Origin of the sequence: Paenibacillus sp. CFBP 13594 (assembly GCF_014842675.1) — a bacterium.
GTDB lineage: Bacteria > Bacillota > Bacilli > Paenibacillales > Paenibacillaceae > Paenibacillus > Paenibacillus amylolyticus_B.
In genome coordinates, this window is record NZ_JACYVQ010000002.1 from 673003 (window position 1) to 694758 (window position 21756).

The window sequence follows — 21756 nt, forward strand, 5'->3', positions numbered from 1 at the left end:
GGGTATATTACCACCTTTATTGGATTCAATAGTGCATTTAGGGTAATTACGGTCTGAAGAATCGGCTGCTCGTCTCCTGAAATGCCAGCTCCCATACGTCAGGACGGTTCGTACATAACATGAGTTCTGGATCAACTGCGGCCAGTTTCTTCATAATGGTCTTGTCATCTACTGTCCAAGCCATCACCCGAATGCCTGCACTCCGCATATCGTTCATTAAGGATTTGTCTACATTGGTGTATCCAATCGAGAGAAATGTACAATTCATCTGCTGCAGGGCAGTTAACAGATCACCTGGTCGTGCATCGATAATCAGCCCCGTCTGGATCTCCGGTGCAAGTTTCTTCACTTCGATCAGAGCGGCTGGTTCAAATGAGGTGATTACAACATCATTTTGCATATGTCTTTTTCTCACTTCATGTATAACAGCCGCAGGCAGACCCGGGTACATGTCTCCCTGCGTTTTCAGTTCAATGTTCAAACGTACTCTGCCGCACGAGCGATCTAACAATTCACTTAGCGCCGGAATGCGTTCGCCTTTGTAAGACTTGTTTTTCCATGCTCCGGCATCCAAACGTTGCAGATCTGCCCAATCGGTTTCCCGAACCAGACCCTTTCCATTCGTGGTGCGATCCACTGTAAAATCATGAATGATTACTGGCACACCATCACGCGACAACTGCACATCCAGCTCCATCCACTGAACTTCAGGCCGTTCCATGGCCATTAGAAACGCAGCCATCGTATTCTCTGGTGCAATAGAAGAAAATCCACGGTGCGCTACACAAAGGTTGTTCATTCGATTCCCTCCTCAAAAAGGTTATTAATTTGGCGAAGCGACTCCATTTCCATCATATCGAATGCCTGGCGAGAGCTTTGCCATCTGTTGCAGCAGCAGTTTGTTTGCCTCATCAATCATTGGAATGGCCTGACCAAGCCCGGCCTCATAAGGGATGACTTTCATGCTGCAAGCTGCATCAGCACTACAGCGTGCCTGAAATACCGCCGTTTTCCATGTCTCTTCGGTTGTTGATCTGGAGAAAATGAAATTCCCCGTACTGTATGCAATCCATTTCCCCTTATAATACTCCAACCCTTGCAACACATGAGGATGACCACCTATGACCAGATCTGCGCCGGCATCGACAAACTCATGAGCCAATCGGGTCTGGTCACTGTTCGGAGTACTTACACGTTCCTCGCCCCAGTGAGCAACCACGATTACCAGATCAGCCTTCTTACGGGCCTCCTGGATCGCTTTGACCGCTCCTGTGGAATCATAGGCTTCAGCCACGCCAGCCCGATTGCCCTCAGCCTTCCAACTCGTTTCCGGTACAACACGGGAGAACCCAAGCAATGCAATCTTCATGCCTTTGCGTTCCAGATACGCTGGTGCATAGGCTTCATCCCTGTTCATACCGGCCCCAGTGTGAGCTATGCCATATTCCTTGAGATAGGTTAACGTATCTACCAAACCCTCTACACCCTGATCCAGAATATGATTGTTAGCCAAATTGACAGCATCAAAACCCGCAGAGGCCATTGCCGCCAATGCTTTGGGCGAAGATTTGTATACATACGTTTTGTCAGCTGCACCAGTACCACCTTGGGTTATCGGAGTCTCCAAGTTGCCGATGGTAAGATCATCATCCTTGAATAATCTGCCGAGTTTGACAAAGGGATAGTCATAACCGTTCTTATCCAGCAATTCAGCAACTTTGCCCGAGAATTGAATATCGCCAACAAAGTTAATCGTGACATCCTTCGCTGAATTGGTAGGTTTCGATGCCCCTGTTTCCTTATCCGCACCTGCATTTCCCTTGGTGCCGGACGGAGTCGAAGTTGCCGCAGGTTTTTTCGTTCCGGATTCTGATTTCTCACTATTGGTATTGCCTGAAGTGTCTGGGGTCGCTACGCCAGATGGCTCACCTGCATCTGCTGTTGTTTCTTCATTCGTTGCTTCGGCGTCTTCTTCCGGAGTCTCATCAGACTCCTCCGAGTCTGGAGAACTTACTTGATCCCCGCCTTTGGCATCGTCTCCAATGGAAGGCTGATCCTGATCAACAATTTGCTGCTTCACCGGCTGGTCTGCCTGTTGCTGACGTGTGTTAATCACATAAAAAATGCCCACCAGACCAATTGTCATGATCAATAAAAGATTAATTGTCCAGATGATTCTATCACGGGTGCGCTTTCTTTTTTTTCTCTCTACACTTCGATCTGATCTTGGGGGATACATAAGCAACTCCTCTTCTTCACAGCCATACATACCATTATATCAGGCATATTCTGGATTTCCATCTTTCCTTGGAACTGCATCGATTGAAAGGGGATTAACTCGCTTAGCTTCTAGATCTTCATATGAAAAAAGCCATCTCTCCAGTAGATAATTCTACGGTGAGACAGCTCTCTTGCTGTACTTAATCTGCTACAAGCGCCTGTGTTGCCAAAATAGACATTTCCTTCGCTTGTTTGATGCAATCCGGCAAGCCTACGCCCTCATAACCTGCACCTGCAATGTACACACCCGGTAACTTGCTGCCAAGTTCCTCACGCAGGGAAGCAATATGTTGGAGGTGTCCCACCGGATACTGAGGCATGGATTTACGAAGCCTTGTAATCTCGGAGAAGATCGGCACCGCTTCGATACCCATCGTCTCTCTCAAATCTTTGAGAACCAGATCCGTCAACGCTTCGTCTGGAAGCTCTACGTTCTGTTCGTCACCCGAGCGACCGACATAACAGCGGAGCAGTACTTTATCGTCCGGGCTGGTATGCAGCCATTTGGTCGATGTCCACGTACAAGCCGTAATATTCCGACCCTCTTTCCGCGGAACGAGGAAACCCGATCCGTCGAATACATGCTCCACCTCTTTTTTCTCAAAAGCGAGCACTACATTGGCCACAGATACATAGTTAATCGCATCCAGTGCCGCTGTATCCACATGAGGCTTCAACAGATCTGACGCGACATATGTCGGCACAGTAACCACTACATCATCCGCTTCAAGCATTTCACCATTTTCCAGCTCAACATGATATCTGGTCTGCGTGCCATCAAGACGTTGCAGTGACTTCACCGCGGTGTTCAGACGTTGATCCACATCCTGCAACTCATGGACGAGTGCATGAACAAGACTCTGCAGTCCCTGACGAAAGTTCAGAAAAGCGCTCCGTTTGGTTCCGGTATGCGTCTCAGCCGGTTTCCGGCCAGTCATCATGCCCCGAATCAAGCTGCCGTAATCGCGCTCTACTTCGCCGAACTGCGGGAAGGTAGCCTGGAGGCTCAATCGCCGCATATCACCTGCATAGATTCCTGCGAGCAGTGGTTCCGTCAAGTTCTCCAGCACTTCTGCTCCAAGACGACGTTCAATCATATAACCGAGCGATTCATCCTCTGTTGTACGACGTGGCGGGATGACAAAATCCATCAACGCCCGCAGTTTGCCTGCCGGAGAGACCAGACCACTTCTCAGGAATGGTCTTAGTTCTGTCGGGATACCGAGAACAAGTCCTGCTGGCATAGGATGAAGCTTGCCACGTTGCATGATATACGTTTTCTTCGACTCCGGATTCTGACTGACCAGCTCATGATCGATCTCCAATTCTTTGGCAAGATCAATCATTGCTGTTTTGCGAGCCAGGAAGGAATCGGGCCCTTTTTCAATCACAAATCCATCCCGGTGCAGTGTCTCAATCATGCCTCCCATGGACGAACTTTTCTCAACCAAAGTAATCACGGGTTCAACGCCCGCTTCCCGGTAATGCTTGCGGATATAAAATGCCGCGCTGAGGCCGGTAAGGCCACCGCCGACGACAACAACACGGCGTTTCTTATCACCCATTACTCATCCGACCCTTGCTGCCATTGGCTTATAATAACGTCGCTTAATGTCTCCATGTATAGAGGATCGCTATTGAGAGAATCAATACGCATCAGGCGCATATCAATTTCTTTGGCAATCGATTTGGCCTCAATATCGAGATCATAGAGTACTTCGAGATGATCCGAGACAAACCCGATTGGTGCCACAAGTACATCCTCTACCTGTTCACGAGAAAGCTCCTGTAACGTATCCAGAATATCCGGTCCAAGCCAAGGCTCAGCTGTTCGTCCGGCACTCTGCCACGTAAATTGCCAATTGGTTATGCCTACACGTGAGGCAATCACTTCCGAAGTTTCCAGCAATTGTTGCGGGTATGGATCACCCATCTCCACAATACGTGCCGGCAGACTGTGCGCACTAAACAACACCTTCACATCTCCGCGTTTTGCTCCAGCTTCTTCGAACGCATCCAACTTGGCACTGACACGTGTGGACAACGCCTGGATTAACTTCGGATGCAGATGATAACTCTCAATAAAGGACATATGAACGCCCAGCTCTTCTGCTTTTTCACGCGCACGTTTGATATAACTGCCTACACTCATCGTGGAAAAGTGAGGAGCCAGTACAATACCAATCGCTGTCTGAATTCCATCCTTCGCCATCTGCTCCACGCCATCCTCAATAAACGGATAAGCATGCTTCAGTCCTTGATAACAACGGAATTCCACATCAGTGCCACGCTCATCGCGGTTTAATGTCTCTTGAAGGGCCTTGACCTGATTGTCTGTGTTCTCCCGAAGGGGGAACACACCGCCAACAATCGCTTCATAACGATCCGTCAGTTCCTTCAATTGCTCCGGTTCAGGCGGACGTCCTCTGCGGATATGTGTGTAATACGCTTCAACACTCTCCATATTTTCTGGTGTGCCATACGACATCACCAGTACACCTACAGTATTAGTCATTGGTTACCGTCACTCCAGTCTTCATTGCTTCGGCAGAATATTCATGAATATACGCCGTTAGTTCTCTGAGCTTCTCTAGCGATGCTTCAGGAAATAATCCGTGTCCGAGGTTGAAAATATATCCCGGCTCCTTGATTCCTTCGTCAATAATCACTTTGGCTTGCTCTTTAATCAGTTCCATTGGGGCAGTCAGCAAATATGGGTCCAGGTTACCCTGTACTGCAAACTTGCCACCAAGACGTTGACGCCCTTCCGAAATGGATACTCTCCAGTCCAGTCCAATCACATCGGCTTGCAGATTATGCAGTGCTGGCAACAACTCACCGGATGCAACACCAGGGAAATAAATCTTCGGTACATTCAAATCCGATAATTCGGTAAAGATACGGGTAATCGTAGGCAACACATATGTTCTGAAGTCTTTGGGAGAAAGTGCTCCAACCCAGCTGTCAAACAACTGAAATGCCTTACCGCCATTCGCAATATGCGCACGGACATATGTAATAACCATATCACCAAGCTTCTGCATCAGCTTGTGCCACACCTCAGGCTCGCTGTACATCATCGTTTTGGTGCGGATATAACCTTTCGAAGGTCGGCCTTCAATCAGATAACTCGCAATCGTGAATGGTGCGCCCGCAAACGTAATAAGAGGCACATCAAGCTCCTTATCCAGAATTCGAATGGTTTCCAGAATATGTGACAGATCTCCTTCTACGTCGATGGGACGTAGCCGATCCACATCTGCAGCAGACCGAATAGGATTATCAATAACTGGACCAATATTTTTTACAATGTCAAAATCAATGCCCAGAGAGGCAACCGGATTCATAATATCGGAATACAAAATAGCCGCATCTACACCAAGTTTGCGTACCGGCATAAGTGTAACTTCAGCCGCCAGCTCGGGTTGTTTGCAGATTTCTAGCAAGGAGTACTTTTCTTTAATTTTGCGATATTCAGGATCGTAACGTCCAGCTTGACGCATGTACCATACCGGGACACGGTCTACCTGTTGTTTGAAACTTGCCCGAATCAGTCGATCATTATAGCTCATGTAAGAAGCCTCCAATAGTTTTTGGACTCATAATTACCATTATGCCCTTTTTAAACAGCCGTAACAACCACATGCAGATGCGTTCTACGTGACAATACTATGACATTCCTTACACCCATCCCTCATATGCCAATTATGTTATAATGAAAGAATGGTGTTTTTTTGAGAATTACAGAAATATCTTTGAAAGGAAGTGAAAGCACTTTGAAAACGTGGAAAGTAAACCTCATTGTGCTTTGGTTCGGACAATTTTTGGTCAATTCGGGCATGACCATGATTACCCCATTTTTGTCTCTTTATCTCGCAAGAGATCTTGGCGTTGTTGGCGAACATGAAATTGGCATTTGGGCGGGATTTATTTTTGCAGCCAATTTCCTCACCTCATTTTTGTTTCAACCGCTGTGGGGTAAGTTATCGGACAAGTATGGTCGTAAAGTTATGCTGCTTCGTTCGGGATTCGGGATGGCCATCGTAATTGCCCTTATGGGTCTGGCACAGAATCCCTGGCAGCTTCTCTTATTGCGTTTGCTTAACGGTACAATCTCCGGGTTCAATCCTGCGGCTGTTGCACTGATATCGGGTACCACGCCGAAAGACCGCATGGGTTTCGCTATGGGAATCAGTCAGTCCGGGCAGGTTGCCGGCACAATTCTGGGTCCACTCATTGGTGGCTTGTTAGCGGATGCGGTAGGCTTCCGCCCCATTTTCTACATTACAGGTGGACTGATCTTTGTTGCTTCCATGCTCGCCATGTTCCTGGTGAGAGAGAAGTTTGACCGTCAAGAAGCAGCCAAACTGCCGGCACAATCCGTATTGTCCGGTCTGAAGGAATTGAACAAGTCACCTCAACTGCCCGCACTGTTTGCTGTGACGTTCCTGTTGCAGTTTGCAATGATCAGCCCCATGTCACTCTTGCCGCTGTATGTGCAAAAATTGCATGCTTCGGATGTAAATGTGGCCTTCTGGGCAGGAATGGTCGGTGCAGTTACGGGACTATCCAATATGGCTATGTCTCCGATTCTCGGGAAGCTGAGTGACCGGATTGGTCCTCACAAGGTACTTACGTTCTCACTCATTGGAACAGGACTCATGCTTATTCCGCAGGCATTTGTTCAGACCGTGTGGCAGCTCATTGTTGTTCGTTTCATGATGGGTGTATTCATGGGTGGCCTGCTTCCGAGCGTTAATGCCTTGATCCGTTCCTATACATCCGATAGCATGATCAGCCGTGCATTCAGTTTTAATACGAGTACCCTTGCGTTAGGCAACATGCTTGGAGCGATCATTGGAGGTTTTATGGCAGGATTCATCGGGATCGAAGGTCTGTTTATCGTCTCTGGCGGACTGCTGCTGCTTAATATGGTTTGGGTCCGATTCAAATTGTATAACAAACCTGCTTCTATTCGGGAATCCTGATTCCCTATCCATTTTAGTCCATCTTACTTTTCCATTTGAAAAAGCCGCTTCCAGCGCCTAATTGGCCTGAGAGCGGCTTTTGTCATTCATGCGCCATTCATCATTTATTTATTAGATTGAATTGTATCGGATAATGTTTCACACCAAATACAAAAGCACTTTGTATCGGTTCCAGAGCCGTTCCCGGCACAAGTTGAATGTTTCCCATGTGCTGAAGCAATGTATGAAGAACTACCCTTGCCTCCAATCGAGCGAGTGGTGCACCCAAACAAAAATGAATGCCAAAACCAAAGCCCATATGTCTGTTCGGCTTGCGATCAGAGATGAAATCTTCCGGGTGTTCAAATTGGGCACTGTCCCGATTAGCAGCTCCAACCCAGGAAATCACCTGCTCTCCAGCTTGAATCGTCTGACCATTCAACTCTACAGTTTCCTTGGCGACCCGCCCAATCGCGACAATTGGCGGATAATATCGCAGCGTCTCTTCAATCGCAGAAGTAATCCGTTCAGGATGTTCGCGCAACTCCTGTTGTAGCTCAGGTTGTTCGGATAGGATACGAACCGCATTGGTAATCAGGTTGGTTGTTGTTTCATTACCGGCAGCAAGTAGAAGAATACAGAAGCCTACCACTTCATCTGCAGTCAATTTCTGACCATCAATCTCCGCAGCAAGCAGTAATGAGATCAGATCATCCTCTGGCTGCAACCGACGTTCTTCCATAATGCCAGTGAAATAGATATGCAACTCCTGCATATTTCTTTTTTTCTCCTCCAATAACTCCTGGAAGGCCTGCTCACTATCGTCACGTGCGCCTTTCACCAATACATCAGACCAGTCTTTGAACTTTTGACGATCCGCCGCAGGGACTCCGATCAATTCCGCAATGACAATGACGGGCAATGGTGTTGCAAGGTCATCAATAAGTTCCATATGTCCTTCTGACAGGTGTGGAGCAATTAACTCATCTGTGATTTCCTGAATACGCGGAGCCAATGCTTCAATTGCCTTGGGTGTAAACGCCTGGTTCACCAGATCACGCAGCTGTTTGTGTTTGGGAGGGTCTGTCGTCAACATGCTCGTATTGGCACGATCACGTGCAGAAGAGAACAGTTTGGGATTTTTCAGAACGTACTTCACATCTTCATACCCGAAAACATCCCAACATTCTCGATGCTCATCATATCGGACTGGAGTGTTATCACGAAGTTCTGCATACACCTTGAAGGGAAGTAACCTCTCTTCCAAAGTCTCCAGTTCCCGAATCGGAATGTAATTTGCATACTTTCTCGGTGCCTGTTTCATCGTTTCTCCTCCAATCAATATTATATATTTATTTACATATGTTAATCACCCCTATTATAAACATAACTCTATAACGAAACCACTCTTTAGACCGTAATTGATCCCCATTACCTAATATGCGTTACTATCATCCTCTTATTCTGTTACCTACTTCTGATATGCGTCCCAATTCGACATTCTTTTATTAAAATGCTTCATTTTATCAGGACAAAAGACTCAATATGTAATATTAAATAACACAACGAAGGCATATTTCTCTTCAAAACTCCTAAAACCAGCTCTTATATATCTCTATCAGAATGAATATTCTTTCGTAATTCCTCATAAATAATCATTTTACTCTCATTATCTACGAATGTAACCGATTACTCTACCATTATCTAAGTTTGTCATATTACTTAACATGAAATACAATCAATTTGAAATGGTATACATATTCTTCTTAACAAACTTAACATCACACTTACTTGAAGGAGAGTGCTATTCATGAGTAAAACATCCAATCTTCGTCCCTGGGCTGTATGGAGTACCGCAGCTTTAACAGCATTAACCATCTCGTTGTCCCCCATTGGAACCTACGCCGCGCACGCAGCTACGGTAGAGGTGAAAGGCACAACAGGTGCTGTTCAGACAGCAACCACTACCCCAGCTCGCAATACTTCCATTCCCGCAATACCAGACTCTTCCAAGCAATCTGCACTACCTAATGTATTGGTAATCGGAACTGGCGGAACGATTGCCGGACAATCCGAGGATGCCACCAGCTTCCAGAATTACAAGGCAGGCACACTTCCGATTGGAGAGATGGTAGACGCCTTACCGGATAAACAGAAGATTGCTGATGTTAGCACACTCCAGTTCGGAAATTCAGGTTCAGGTTCCTATAGCATGACCGACCTCTATGACTTGTCGCAGACGGTAGACAAAGCTCTGGCAATGTATGACAGTGTTGTCGTTACCACGGGTACAGATACAATGGAAGAAATCGCTTATTTCCTCGATATGACGGTTCAGAGTGACAAACCAGTCGTCATCACAGGCTCCATGCGTCCATGGACTGTCATCGGTTCTGACGCTCAAGCCAATCTGTACAACGCAATCAAACTTGCAGGCAGTGGTCGTACCACTTCATTCGGCACTGTACTCATGTTGAATGACACAATCCAGCTTGCTCGTGGTGTAACCAAGACAAATGATTATCGGACAGATACGTTTGAAACGCCGATGCTCGGTGCTGTAGGATATATTGATGAAGAAAACATTCGAATCTACCGCGCTCCTGCACGTGCGTTGAAACCTGAAGGCACAGCAAAGCCCGTATTTGATCTAAGTAAAATTACAAAGGCAGATCTGGCCAAAGTAGAAATTGCGATCTCATATCAAGAAGCTGGCGGCGGAGCCATTGAAGGATTCGTGAGCAGCGGTGCCAAAGGAATCGTGACTTCCGGTACCGGAGCTGGCGGTATCTCCAGAGCTATGGGACAAGCTCGTACCAAAGCCATTGAAGAAGGTGTTATCTTTGTCACCACCACTCGGACGGGTTCGGGAAGTGTATACGGCGGCGGCAAAGGCATCATTGCAGGTGACAACCTGAGTCCACAACAAGCTCGTGTATTATTGATGCTGGGCTTGTCCTTCAGTGATGATTTTGACACCATCAAAAAATGGTTCGAAACGTACGGAACACCTGAAGTATAAATAGAACTACTACAAAGATATCTGTAAACACAAAGAAAGAGACGACACATTTTCTGTCCTTCAAAATGTTGTCATCTCTTTCTTTGTGTGTTTTTAGAAAACTCCGAACAGAATCACGATCCCCCTCACAAACATAAAAGCGTGAGATCGTGTTCCATCGGAGTTTTATCTTTAGGAAATATCCACTTTCACTTCACCCAGGCAAGTACGAGCCCATCGTAGTCCGGCAACATGGTCGTCACCAAGCGCGGGTCACTCGCCATCTGTTCATTGAAGCGACGAACAGCAAGCACAGCCGGTCCCTGCTTGTCCGGATTCAGCGTACGACCACGCAGGAAACAATTATCACCTACAATGACCGCACCTGGCCGGGCCAGCTTAATGGCATAGTCAAGATATACCGGATAATTCTCCTTATCTGCGTCAATAAAGAAGAAATCGAATGTGCGACCCTCCTGCTCCAATTGTTCCAGGCTATCTGCGGCCGGACCAATGCGGTACTCTACCTTTTCGCCAAAACCGCCTTCTTCCAGATGACCACGCGCCATTGCCGCATATTCCTCTCTCAGTTCCAGCGAAGTCAGGGTTCCATTCTCACGCAACCCGCGTGCAATGCATATCCCACTGTAACCGCCTAATACGCCGATTTCGAGCGCAGCTTCTGCTTTGGATGTCTTCGCTAGAAACGTGAGCAGTCGTCCATACGCCGCAGCCACCGAAACTTCCGGCATACCATTCGAACGGATAGCCTCTTTCACTTTCAGCAAAAGCTCATCCTCTTGAAATAATTGATTTACATATTCATCAGGGGTCAGATTCACCACTAAAATCCTCCTTGGACACTTGGACTGCTTTCCATATGGATGCCAATGTTCTATAATAAATGTTTGTTATCAACACAGGCGGTTGACTGGTGCATCACCTCGAAAGAGGAATGCATACGTTCACCGCATTTCTCATTGTAAGTTTTTTCACGGAAAGCGGCAAGGCCGCACCGTTACTATACAGCAGAGAGAAGGATTTCCCTTCTCCAGCTTGAAATGGAGTTGAAATGAATCACATGGCTCAATTGCAATTGATTGCAACCTCGGCGATGGGACTCGAGGCTGTTGTTGCCCGGGAACTGAAGCAACTGGGGTATGAAGATGTTACGATCGACAACGGCCGGGTTTTCTTCACAGGAGATTATATTGATATATGCCGTTGTAATCTGTGGCTGAGAAGTTCGGATCGCGTATTGGTGAAAATGGGTGAATTCCCTGCTACGACATTTGACGAATTGTTTGAAGGCACCAAAGCACTGCCTTGGGAAGAGTGGATTCCAGCCGACGGCGAATTCCCTGTAGAAGGTCGCTCTCAAAAATCTCAGTTAAGCAGTGTGCCTGCATCACAAGGGATCGTGAAAAAAGCAATCGTAGAGAAACTGAAACTGACTTATGACACAGAGTGGTTCCCAGAGGACGGGTCTCGTTATGTAATTGAGGTCATTCTGCTGAACGATCGCGCCCTGCTTACTTTAGATACAACGGGACCGGGTCTTCATAAACGGGGTTATCGTAAACTCGTTACCGAAGCGCCACTCAAAGAAACACTTGCTGCAGCTCTTATTCAGCTCAGCCGCTGGAATGTATCCCGTCCATTCTATGACCCATGCTGTGGATCAGGCACAATGCTGATCGAAGCCGCCATGATCGGCTGGAACATTGCACCAGGACTTCGTCGGACCTTCAACTCTGAGGACTGGGCTGTCATTCCTGAAGAATTATGGGAACAGGCGCGTGAAGAAGCATTCGATGCTGTACGTGACGATATCCCGTTACAAATCTCGGGCAGCGACATTGATCCGGAAGCGATTGAAGTAGCTCAGGCTGCAATCAAGAGCGCAGGCTTTGCTAAAGACATTGAAGTCAGCGTTCTGCCCGCGCATCGCGCAAGACCACAGGGTGAATATGGTGTTATCATTACCAATCCCCCATATGGTGAACGTTTGAGTGAAGAAAAAGAAGTTCAGAAGTTGCTCCGCTCATTAGGGCGCAGTTACCTCGACATGCCAACATGGTCCTTTTTTGCAATCACGTCGACCAAAGCTTTTGAGGAGTATTTTGGTCATAAGGCAGACAAACGTCGCAAGTTGTTCAACGGACGCATTGAAACCCAATACTATCAGTATTTGGGCCCACTGCCTCCACGAAATAAAACACCACAATCTTCATAATTGTTCCAAATATAAAGTGCTCCAGCCACCCATGGCCGGGGCGCTTTTTTTGTGCGCTTTTCTGGTCATATGAATTCTCCTTCATCGACCTTCACTTCCGCAGAAATCAATTCTTCTGAGGCATAGTTGAAAACACATGAGGCCACGCTATAATGGATGGAGCCCTATTTTACATTCCGATAACAAAACAACAAAAGCAAGGGGGACATACATATGGTTGTCACTCGGCCTACGCGCAGCTCCATGCCACGCGGGCTTCTATATCATCCATTAACGTTATATCTTATTTTTCTTGTGCTCATGCTGCTCAAACTCATGTGGCTCCATCACAATCTTCACGCTTATAACATTACGATGGGACTGCTGGATAAAGTCATTGCCATTGGATCTTTACTACTCTTGTCCTTCTGGACCTGGTTGCTGCCACGTAGAGGCATGATCGTGTCTCTCGCGGTCCTTAACCTGCTGCTTACCGCACTAATCTACGCCGATATGGTGTATTATCGCTATTTCCAGGATTTCTTGACCATTCCGGTATTGTTGCAGGCGAGACAAGTTGACGCATTGGGTGACAGCATCGCTACATTGATTTACACAAGTGATCTCTGGTTCTTTGCCGATTGGCTTGTCGTCATTCCGTTCGCAACTATCGTAATGTTCAGTAGACGTTACCGTTCGAAGCACTCCAGTACATCTGTTACTGGTTACGGGAGTTATTCGTATAACGATGGCAAGGCACGGTTGCGCCGCCGTCTCACGGCTGGCAGCATCGCCCTTGTGCTGGGACTTGGCCTCGCTGTCGGCCCGATTTATTTTTACAGCAAAACATGGGCCAAAGGCCTGTTCGATAACAACTGGTGGAATGTATCCATGTATAATGTGACCGGACTGCTCGCTTTTCACGGTTATGATCTGTACAACTATGCCAAAGACCACATCGGCTCCGGGCCGCAGGCTGATCCCGCTGATGTTGAGCAAGCAAAAGCGTTCTTCGCTGAAAGGCAAGAAACTGCCCCGCAGAATGATGCCTTGTTTGGCAAATATAAAGACAGCAACGTGATCATTGTCCAGGGTGAGGCTTTTATGAACTTCATGATTGGCCAGAGCATTGGGGGTCAGGAGATCACACCCCATTTTAATGAACTGATGAAGGAAAGTCAGTATTACAGTCACTTTTATCACCAGACCGGTCAGGGTAGAACGTCCGATGCCGATTTTGGAGCAAACATTTCCCTACATCCACTTCCGGTTGGTTCGGCCTTTGTACGGTATGCAGACCATACGTATGATTCCCTCCCTTCTATCCTGAAGGACAACGGGTACAGCACCAACGTATTTCACGCTTATGAGAGCGGCTTCTGGAATCGGTATACGATGTATCAGAACATGAAGTACGACAAGTTTTATAGCAAAAATGATTTTGCACAGGATGACCCGCTTGGCTGGTCCCTGTCTGATGAATCCTTTTTCCGCCAATCCGTTGAGAAAATGAGTAGTGAGGTGACCGAACCGTTCTATTCCTTCCTCATTACACTCAGCAGTCACCATCCGTATGCATTGCCGAAAGAAAAACAACAACTGGATGTAGGCGAGTTTCAGGGAACCATGTTTGGTAACTATCTGCAATCCGTACATTACGTGGATTCGGCGCTCGGCAAAATGGTGGAGGATCTGAAAAATCGGGGATTATGGGAAAATACCATCTTTATGTTCTACGGGGACCACGACAACTCGATCAAGGAACAATCACAATACGAGCAGTTCCTGGGACGCTCATTGAATGAACTGGATATGGCACAGATCATGAACGAGGTTCCCCTGCTGGTGCATTTACCGGATGGAGCAGCGGCTGGAACCTTCGACGAACCTTCGGGACAACTGGACATCACCCCATCCGTGCTGCATCTGCTCGGGGTGTCCGACCAGTCCTATTATCATATGGGTAACGATGTATATGACGGGTCTGCACGTACGGTTGTGCTACGTAATGGCGCATTCTCGGATGGTTCTGTATTCTATATTCCATCGGATGATTATATCTACGAGAGCGGCGCTTGTTATGACCTGTCCACACGTGACAAAACAGATATCAACGCTTGTCGTCCCGCTCATGATGAAGCAACCAAGCGATTGCATGTCTCGGACACGGTCATTACCTATGATTTGATTCAGCGCTTTCGAGAGGAAGACAGTTCAGCCGTAACATCGCAATAAGCAATATCGTAATGACAAGCTAAACAAATACACTAAATGAAGTGAATTACATTTCAAAAAGGGGAATTCTCATTACATGACATCACATACTGAACCAATCCATATTGAACAGCAATTGTTCAATGCAGCCGCAAAATTTGTGAAGCAACGTTATCCTCAGGGATGGGGCGGTGCGGGTGCCGTCTATACCGAAGCTGGCTCCCTGCTGATTAGTGTAGCGCCAGAGGTTATCAATGATGCCACGCATCTATGTATGGAAACAGGGGCTTATCTGGAAGCCCACAAATTGAACGAACGTGTCACCCACTCCCTCTGTATCGCTCGTGATGATGAGCATTCAGAATTTAAGGTCCTTACACCTTGCGGTGTATGCCAGGAACGATTGTTTTACTGGGGCGAAGAAGTCAAAGCTGCCGTATACGATCCTTCTGGTCAACTGGTCTTCAAGAGACTGAGTGAGATCCAGCCTTATCATTGGTCCAAGGCATATCGGGATAAATAGCAATCTCCTTGCGAATTATAGAAAGTGGCTTTATAATTGTAACTATATTAGTTTCAACTAAAAGGATAATGGAGGTTTAACATAATGAATATTGAGATATGGTCTGATTTTCTCTGCCCTTTCTGTTATATCGGCAAACGCCGCTTGGAGAATGTATTGGAACAGTTTCCACACCGTGATGAAGTGAAGCTGCAATTCAAAAGCTTTGAGCTTGATCCAAATGCTGCATTGAACCCAGGTAAAACCAATTCGGAATATCTGGCTGACAAATATAATATGAGCGTGGAACAGGCCAAAGGTATGAATGCCCAGATGAATGCCAATGCTCGCACGGCAGGACTGGAATACAATATCGATGCCATGATCCCTACGAACTCCTTCTCAGCTCACCGATTGACACACTGGGCGGATACACAAGGCAAAGCGCTTGAACTGAGTGAACGGATCTTCCAAGCTGTGTTTATTGAAGGTAAACACTCCGGCGACACTGAAGTGTTGGCTCAGTTAGCAGAAGAAGTAGGCCTCGATCGTGACGCAGCTACGGCAGTGCTCTCCAGTGATCAATTCACCGACAATGTCCGTGCTGACCAAGCAGAAGGCGAGCAACTCGGCATCCGCGGCGTACCGTTCTTTGTATTCGACCGCAAGTTCGCCGTGTCAGGCGCTCAGCCGGACGAGGTGTTCCTGGACGCTATTCAGAAAGCTTGGGACGAGCGTTCCCCGTTCACCATGGTTGAGTCCAATACAACCGAAGCTGACGGCAGCGGCGTCTGCACAGATGACGGCTGCGCAGTTCCGAAAAAAAATTAAGCCAATTCACACACACAAAGCAGCAGGATCAGGGGATACTCCCTGATCCTGCCGCTTTTGTATATTACTTACTATATACCTATCCACTAAAGATGGATTCATAATTTTCACGATAACGAAGTGGGCAGAACAAAGCCGGAGAAGCGGAGCGCTCGCATTTATCACCGGATTTCTCCCATGATAAAGGGACTTTCAAAAAAATCCGGGGATAACGGCGATCGAAATATTGTTCTGCACACGCAGTGTCTTAGCGTGACCGATTATGCTTACATCTTAAACTCACGAAGAACGATTCCGTAACCGGAACCTCCACTAACTTATGATCAAACACTTGTATTCAATTAGCGCCACCCACTTAATCCCAGAACAGTTGATCCGGATGTGGCCCCGTCCGCTTATCTGAATCCAGTGCATCAATTTGTCTCAACTCATCCGGTGTCAATTCAAAGTCAAAGATGTCAGCATTCTCACGAATACGCTCCGGGGTAACGGACTTCGGAATCGTCACAATCTGATTCTGAATGTCCCAGCGCAGAATGATCTGTGCTGGCGTTTTCCCATATTTCTGGGCCAGCGCTTTGAGGGTGGACTCTTGGTTAAGCTTGCCTTTCATAATAGGACTCCATGCCTCCAGCTGAATTCCCTGGGCCCCGCAGAAATCCTGAAGTTCCTGCTGGATCAGACCCGGATGCAGCTCTACCTGATTTACCGCAGGCACCGTTCCACCCTCATTTATGATATCTTGCAAATGGTGAACTTGAAAGTTACTCACACCAATCGCACGGATGCTTCCTTCGCTATATAGACGTTCGAATGCTCTCCACGTCTCCTTATACTGGTCTCTGCCAGGCCAGTGAATTAAGTAAAGATCAATCACATTCAGTCCCAGTGCCTTCTGACTGGCTTCAAATGCTCTCAACGTTGAATCAAATCCCTGATCCTCGTTCCAGAGCTTGGTCGTCACAAACAGTTCGTTACGGGCAACACCACTGCTTGCAATAGCTTGTCCCACTTCTTCTTCATTGCCATAGATGGACGCGGTATCAATACTGCGATATCCAACCTCCAAAGCGGTCTCAACCGCCTGTTGTACTTCCTTACCTTTTGCTTTATATGTTCCAAATCCTAGCCATGGCATCGTTACTCCGTTGTTCAGAATCGTACAATCTGTAATATGTTTTGTCATTCTGTACCTCCCGTATGGAATTTTGCCTGCTCTTGTTCTATTAACCTTCTCACAGAATTTTAAGCGACCATTCGACATACTGTCGGAGTAAACCCATGGATCGAGAGTCGTTGCAAAAGATATGAAAAACCCGCAAAGCATTGCTGCCCTGCGGGTTCTGATGTGACAGGAACGTTATAAATTCCCTTGACCGTGCTGACTCTGGATTGAATTCAATCTTCTCTTCTCCTCGATGAACATTTCCTCTGCCAACTCAACACCTTGCCCTCCGAGTGAAAGCTCTGCTTGTCGCATCGCTTGCTCCGTATGTGCCAGACGACGTTCCGCCTGTATAATGGTCTGTGCCGTCGGATGAGACAGGGCCTGAGATACAGCATAATGAAGCTTGTTCACCGCATTTTGCGCCTGAGATACGGTGGTATCGGCTTGCAAACTGGAATCATAACGCTTCGGCATGAGTATTCCTCCTTGGGATTATCATGTTCCTGTTACCCCTTTAGGATGGATAGCACAAGCCTTCCTTATTCTTCTTTTGTGATTTTATCGTAACTTTAATTGATTCCGCTACGTTTATTAGGTAAACATGCTGAGTCGGGAGGAATTCATTTGAAGAAAATATTACTGACACTCTGCATGTTGCCCTTGCTCATTTGGGTACAAGGCTGCGCTCCTGCAACATACGAGATAGACGGATATAAAGCATCATCCATGAACCCAGACATCCCGGTTCCAACCAATGCAAAACTCATTGAAAACATAGCTTATTCCGATCATCCCACTCTTAAAGAAGGTGTTAAGTATGAACTGAAACATATTGGGGGTGAGCAAGGACTATACCCACCAATGGATTATTTTCAGAAGTTAGCGGATACAGGATGGGTGGAATTAGAGGAAGAACGGCTGGGACATGTACATTTTCTGAAAAAGGATACTACCGTCATTGCCATTGAAATTCGAGAAGATACCTTCCAAATTACTGAAATGATAGATGATGCCGCATTTTGAAGCAGCCTTTCACTGCTACCCAAACGCAAAAAAAGGAGAAGCACGTAGCCCCTCCTTTGTGATGTGTGGACAGTTTTCTCCACTCACCTTGTTATATCATATCCTATTACTTCACGAACTTTGCAACTTTGGCGAGCACTTCTTCTTCTGTCGGCGCACTGATGTACCGACCGTTGATAAAGACAAACGCACGTTTCGCGCAAGGACCGCAATAGGATTTGCACCCAATCTTGATCTCCGTGTCTGGAGCCATTTTTTGCAACTTGGGCACAATCGATTTCAGTCGAACATGATTACACTTTTCGCATACGCGGATATCGTTAGCCATGAGTTCCCCTTCTTCGCGCCCTTAGTGGTCGCCGTGATTGCCTTGGGACGGATTCGTAATAACAAATCCCTCTTCCGGGAAGTAGAGATAATCAATTTTTACACCGTTCAACAAAGGCTGATCATTCGCGAGAATGACATCAATCTCTTTATCGGTAGATACAACTGTATCATTTTCTTTTGGTGTGTCGAGATCAAGTCCGTAGTGAGCATGGTCACCATGTGCATGTGTGATAACAACGCGCAGTTTTTTTCCTTCGTTCTCCGGCTTGTCCAATTCAAGCTTCAATACTTTAGCAGCATTACGCGTAATTTTGCAGTTCATTCTCTTCATCTCCTATATTGTAATTGCAGGTTTCAACAATTTCAGCATTCTTAAACTACAGCATCTATTGTAAAGAAAGTTACCGCTCTTCGCAATAACATTGATGCGAATTCATTGTTAAAACGATCCATTGGGCCGCAAATTAAGAAGGTGTCCCCTCCTGAAGCACAGGATATTTACGTTCTGCCCGGCTTACAAACCAGTTCATCAGAATCAAAGTGACCCCGATATCATCGATGGGCATAAACGGCATGACGTCAGGAAGTACCCAGTATAACAGCGCCGGAATAATAAACAACAACTTTTCTCCCAAAGGAATCTGCGGAGCCCGGAGCAGCCGGGGGAGCCTTTTGAAAACTTGTGTCCATCGTTTGAACGACAGCAGTCTTCTCCACTTCATTTGAATCCCTCCGTATAATTGTATATGTCGCCGAAACGGCACATCCATCATTACCCGTTCGAAAACCATTCAGAACGAATGACGTGACATGCCATTATCAAAAATAATAAAAACGGAACGTCGCTCATAGCGTCCGTTCCTGTTATACGAATGATCTACTGTTAAGTTTCACACCTTCGTCATTCGGGGTCTTGCCTCATTGTCCATTGGATAACAGTTCAGCCAACAACATTCCCACTTCTATACAAATATCATCAAACTGCTCTACGGGAAGGGGATTAACACCCAATCCAACTTCTACCGTGAAGCCCGGTCTACCGAAATCTTGAATAAACCAGTCCTTGTATCCGGCATCACTGCCACCAAGCTTCACCGCCTTGTAACCTGAAGCTTTGGCAAGTCTACGCGACAGCGGTCCACTCTCTCTAGGTTCCAGATCACGGTAGTTCCAATAGATCTCCTGTCCCTGACTATGCAGGGATACAACCACATCAAATGTATGTTGCTGCGTCCACTGCGCAAGCGCCTGTGCCTCCGGTTCTGTCAATGGCGCTGTCCCCGCATAATCCCTGGGGCCAGGTGAGGTTATACCTCTTCTCGCTGCCTCTTCATCCCAATGGGCTGGAAATTGATCATTCAGATCCACCCCTCTGATGTTGGCCTTCCAATGGGTAAAATGTGATCTGTCCGCATTCCAGGTTAACAACTGCTGTGCATGTGGATGCTGATTGACCACACCTTCCTGAACCAGTTCGACCCCGTCCGGATTAACCATCGGCACGGCCCAGAGTGTCGTCTCTTGCATCCAGCGTTCTGTCTGGTATTGATGCCATGCCCTATGCGCACCATACGCCTCGGCATACTCTTCAATAAACTTCATCAGAACTGCTGTTGTCAACCACTCATTCGCATGAACGGAAGCATTAACATGGATATGTCTCGACCCTTGCCCAATACGCAAATAAGGCAGCGACTTCCCCATGACACTTGTTCCAATGGACCCTGTTTCGATAAAAGGGTATTGATTCTCCAGCTTGTCTATATCCCTGATTAATTCTCGATAACCATACTCTCCCTGAATCTTTACAATAGTTTTTCCATTCGAAGCCGGAATATGAATACAGCGACCAACCCAGTCGGTTATATTGGTGATTTCGGGATTGGCCTGGCGCAACACCTCTTCGTCCAGACCAAATCTCTCTGCAATCTCCCCTACACTTTCTCCAGGCGGTACAGCGTATCTGCGACCTGTCCCGGGGACAATACGCAGCATCTGACCTGCCAGCAAGTAAGGCTGGGAAGCCACTTCCGGGTTCAGTGCAGCAAGTAACTCTTTGGTCATATGGTGTGCTGACGCAATTCGCGGCAACGTATCTCCCCGCTGAACGATAATCCACTGTAGATCCATGTTGTTCTCCTTTCCACAGGAAAAGACAGGTCTCCTGTCCAGTTCTGACCAATTTCGTGTCTGTAACATATGTATGCAGGTCAGGTTGTCCGTCATGTGACAAGAATCATGTTTATCTCCTGTTAATGCATAATGACGACAAAAAATCCCGGAACTTCACAGTTCCGAGATAGTCCACAACCAAAATACATTAATTAAAAGTCTTATTCATGCATAATTTGAGTATAACTATGATAATTGCGTTACCTGCCAGACAACAGGGGTCTTGGAGATCTGCTCCCCCAACCATCGACGGGTGATATTCTGGAACATTCGCGGGTCACCCGTGCAGAAAAATTGATGCACCGGGGTCTCATCCCCACTGGCCAGCTTTCGTTTATCATATAAAATCGTACTGATTTCACGTGCCGTTTCATCTGCTGAACTGATTAACTTCACTTCCTGCCCCATAACTTCCTGAATCGTGTCCATGAGAAAGGGATAATGCGTACAACCCAGAATAAGACAATCGATTGGCTGTTGTTTGATCTCGCCCAATGATTGTTCCACCGTATGTGTCGTGTGCTCGGAACGAAATTCACCTTGTTCCACCAACGGCACCAGCGCCGGACAAGCCTGACTGACCACATCAATATAGGGGGACAACTGTTTGAGTGCCGATGTATAAGCCCCACTACCTATGGTACCCGTGGTACCAATCACACCAATACGTCCTGTACGTGTCGCTGTGATTGCGGCCCGCGCACCCGGATGTATAACACCAATGACAGGCACATTCACCTTGGCACGGATATACTCCAGCGCGGCTGCTGTTGCTGTGTTACAGGCGATAACGATAACCTTCGGATCGAATTGGATCAAGAAATCAACGATTTGTTCCGTAAATTGTTTTACTTGTTCGGACGAACGGGGTCCGTACGGTGTCCGGGCAGTATCCCCAAAATAAATGATCTTTTCCCGCGGGAGCTGACGCATCACTTCCTTGGCGACGGTCAATCCCCCCACACCGGAGTCTAATATAGCGATTGCTTGCTGCACGAACACACCGCTTCCTTCTTCATTGAATTAATTCTCAAAACGTTTGTTTCCCAGAGC

The 21756-nt window shown here is 47.0% G+C and carries 21 protein-coding genes; 7 read left to right on the top strand and 14 right to left on the bottom strand.

Annotated features, from left to right (window positions below):
* Positions 1 to 46 precede the first annotated feature (46 nt).
* From IFU39_RS10455 to hemE, 5 genes are all read right to left on the bottom strand, one after another.
* Positions 47 to 799 (bottom strand): glycerophosphodiester phosphodiesterase, encoded by a 753-nt coding sequence (locus IFU39_RS10455; protein ID WP_091017547.1) that lies wholly within the window; start codon positions 797 to 799, stop codon positions 47 to 49.
* 24 nt (positions 800 to 823) lie between these two features.
* Positions 824 to 2239, bottom strand: coding sequence for a CapA family protein (locus IFU39_RS10460; RefSeq protein WP_091017549.1), 1416 nt, complete (start codon positions 2237 to 2239; stop codon positions 824 to 826).
* 181 nt (positions 2240 to 2420) lie between these two features.
* Positions 2421 to 3845 carry a protoporphyrinogen oxidase gene (hemY, locus tag IFU39_RS10465; protein ID WP_091017551.1) on the bottom strand — a complete coding sequence of 475 codons (1425 nt, stop codon included), beginning with the start codon at positions 3843 to 3845 and terminating at the stop codon, positions 2421 to 2423.
* Positions 3845 to 4795, bottom strand: a complete 951-nt coding sequence (gene hemH, locus IFU39_RS10470) for a ferrochelatase (protein WP_036609705.1) — start codon at positions 4793 to 4795, stop codon at positions 3845 to 3847. Before hemH ends, hemY begins: the two co-directional genes overlap by 1 nt.
* On the bottom strand, positions 4788 to 5852 hold the full coding sequence (hemE, locus tag IFU39_RS10475; protein ID WP_074094433.1) for a uroporphyrinogen decarboxylase: 1065 nt from the start codon (positions 5850 to 5852) through the stop codon (positions 4788 to 4790). The genes hemH and hemE overlap by 8 nt, the downstream gene beginning before the upstream one ends.
* Before the next feature lie 204 nt (positions 5853 to 6056).
* Here hemE and IFU39_RS10480 point away from each other — a divergent pair, with 204 nt between their 5' ends.
* Positions 6057 to 7268, top strand: coding sequence for an MFS transporter (locus IFU39_RS10480; protein WP_091017554.1), 1212 nt, complete (start codon positions 6057 to 6059; stop codon positions 7266 to 7268).
* Positions 7269 to 7368: 100 nt separating this feature from the next.
* On the opposite strand, the gene IFU39_RS10485 is transcribed toward IFU39_RS10480, so the two are convergent.
* Positions 7369 to 8571 (bottom strand): cytochrome P450, encoded by a 1203-nt coding sequence (locus IFU39_RS10485; RefSeq protein ID WP_091017556.1) that lies wholly within the window; start codon positions 8569 to 8571, stop codon positions 7369 to 7371.
* A 486-nt stretch (positions 8572 to 9057) separates the two neighbouring features.
* Here IFU39_RS10485 and IFU39_RS10490 point away from each other — a divergent pair, with 486 nt between their 5' ends.
* Complete coding sequence (locus IFU39_RS10490) at positions 9058 to 10269, top strand: asparaginase (RefSeq protein WP_100529287.1); 1212 nt, start codon at positions 9058 to 9060, stop codon at positions 10267 to 10269.
* Between the two features lie 188 nt (positions 10270 to 10457).
* On the opposite strand, the gene IFU39_RS10495 is transcribed toward IFU39_RS10490, so the two are convergent.
* Positions 10458 to 11090 (bottom strand): O-methyltransferase, encoded by a 633-nt coding sequence (locus IFU39_RS10495; RefSeq protein WP_091017777.1) that lies wholly within the window; start codon positions 11088 to 11090, stop codon positions 10458 to 10460.
* A 239-nt stretch (positions 11091 to 11329) separates the two neighbouring features.
* Between IFU39_RS10495 and IFU39_RS10500 the strand changes: the two genes are divergently transcribed.
* The 4 genes from IFU39_RS10500 to IFU39_RS10515 all read left to right on the top strand — a co-directional run bounded on the left by IFU39_RS10500 (position 11330) and on the right by IFU39_RS10515 (position 16010).
* Positions 11330 to 12484: a THUMP domain-containing class I SAM-dependent RNA methyltransferase gene (locus IFU39_RS10500; protein ID WP_091017560.1), complete on the top strand. Its 1155-nt coding sequence runs from the start codon at positions 11330 to 11332 to the stop codon at positions 12482 to 12484.
* A 213-nt stretch (positions 12485 to 12697) separates the two neighbouring features.
* Positions 12698 to 14698: an LTA synthase family protein gene (locus IFU39_RS10505; RefSeq protein ID WP_105598104.1), complete on the top strand. Its 2001-nt coding sequence runs from the start codon at positions 12698 to 12700 to the stop codon at positions 14696 to 14698.
* Between the two features lie 76 nt (positions 14699 to 14774).
* The gene (locus IFU39_RS10510) at positions 14775 to 15200 is read left to right on the top strand and encodes a cytidine deaminase (protein WP_197997735.1); all 426 of its coding nucleotides are present in this window, start codon (positions 14775 to 14777) and stop codon (positions 15198 to 15200) included.
* Between the two features lie 84 nt (positions 15201 to 15284).
* The gene (locus IFU39_RS10515; protein WP_105598103.1) at positions 15285 to 16010 is read left to right on the top strand and encodes a DsbA family oxidoreductase; all 726 of its coding nucleotides are present in this window, start codon (positions 15285 to 15287) and stop codon (positions 16008 to 16010) included.
* Positions 16011 to 16365: 355 nt separating this feature from the next.
* On the opposite strand, the gene IFU39_RS10520 is transcribed toward IFU39_RS10515, so the two are convergent.
* Positions 16366 to 17196, bottom strand: coding sequence for an aldo/keto reductase (locus IFU39_RS10520; RefSeq protein WP_091017566.1), 831 nt, complete (start codon positions 17194 to 17196; stop codon positions 16366 to 16368).
* 174 nt (positions 17197 to 17370) lie between these two features.
* The gene (locus tag IFU39_RS10525; protein ID WP_105598102.1) at positions 17371 to 17652 is read right to left on the bottom strand and encodes a hypothetical protein; all 282 of its coding nucleotides are present in this window, start codon (positions 17650 to 17652) and stop codon (positions 17371 to 17373) included.
* 150 nt (positions 17653 to 17802) lie between these two features.
* Here IFU39_RS10525 and IFU39_RS10530 point away from each other — a divergent pair, with 150 nt between their 5' ends.
* Positions 17803 to 18201: a hypothetical protein gene (locus IFU39_RS10530; RefSeq protein WP_105598101.1), complete on the top strand. Its 399-nt coding sequence runs from the start codon at positions 17803 to 17805 to the stop codon at positions 18199 to 18201.
* A 106-nt stretch (positions 18202 to 18307) separates the two neighbouring features.
* On the opposite strand, the gene IFU39_RS10535 is transcribed toward IFU39_RS10530, so the two are convergent.
* The 5 genes from IFU39_RS10535 to racE all read right to left on the bottom strand — a co-directional run bounded on the left by IFU39_RS10535 (position 18308) and on the right by racE (position 21699).
* Entirely contained in the window at positions 18308 to 18529 is a 222-nt protein-coding gene (locus IFU39_RS10535; protein WP_017689421.1) for a DUF1450 domain-containing protein, read from the bottom strand.
* 21 nt (positions 18530 to 18550) lie between these two features.
* Complete coding sequence (locus IFU39_RS10540; protein WP_036670085.1) at positions 18551 to 18853, bottom strand: heme biosynthesis protein HemY; 303 nt, start codon at positions 18851 to 18853, stop codon at positions 18551 to 18553.
* A 142-nt stretch (positions 18854 to 18995) separates the two neighbouring features.
* A complete protein-coding gene (locus IFU39_RS10545) occupies positions 18996 to 19253 on the bottom strand; it encodes a hypothetical protein (protein WP_036670081.1) in 258 nt (85 codons plus the stop codon).
* A 196-nt stretch (positions 19254 to 19449) separates the two neighbouring features.
* On the bottom strand, positions 19450 to 20661 hold the full coding sequence (locus IFU39_RS10550; RefSeq protein ID WP_105598100.1) for a M14 family metallopeptidase: 1212 nt from the start codon (positions 20659 to 20661) through the stop codon (positions 19450 to 19452).
* Positions 20662 to 20889: 228 nt separating this feature from the next.
* A complete protein-coding gene (racE, locus tag IFU39_RS10555) occupies positions 20890 to 21699 on the bottom strand; it encodes a glutamate racemase (protein ID WP_076209504.1) in 810 nt (269 codons plus the stop codon).
* Between the last annotated feature and the right edge of the window lie 57 nt (positions 21700 to 21756).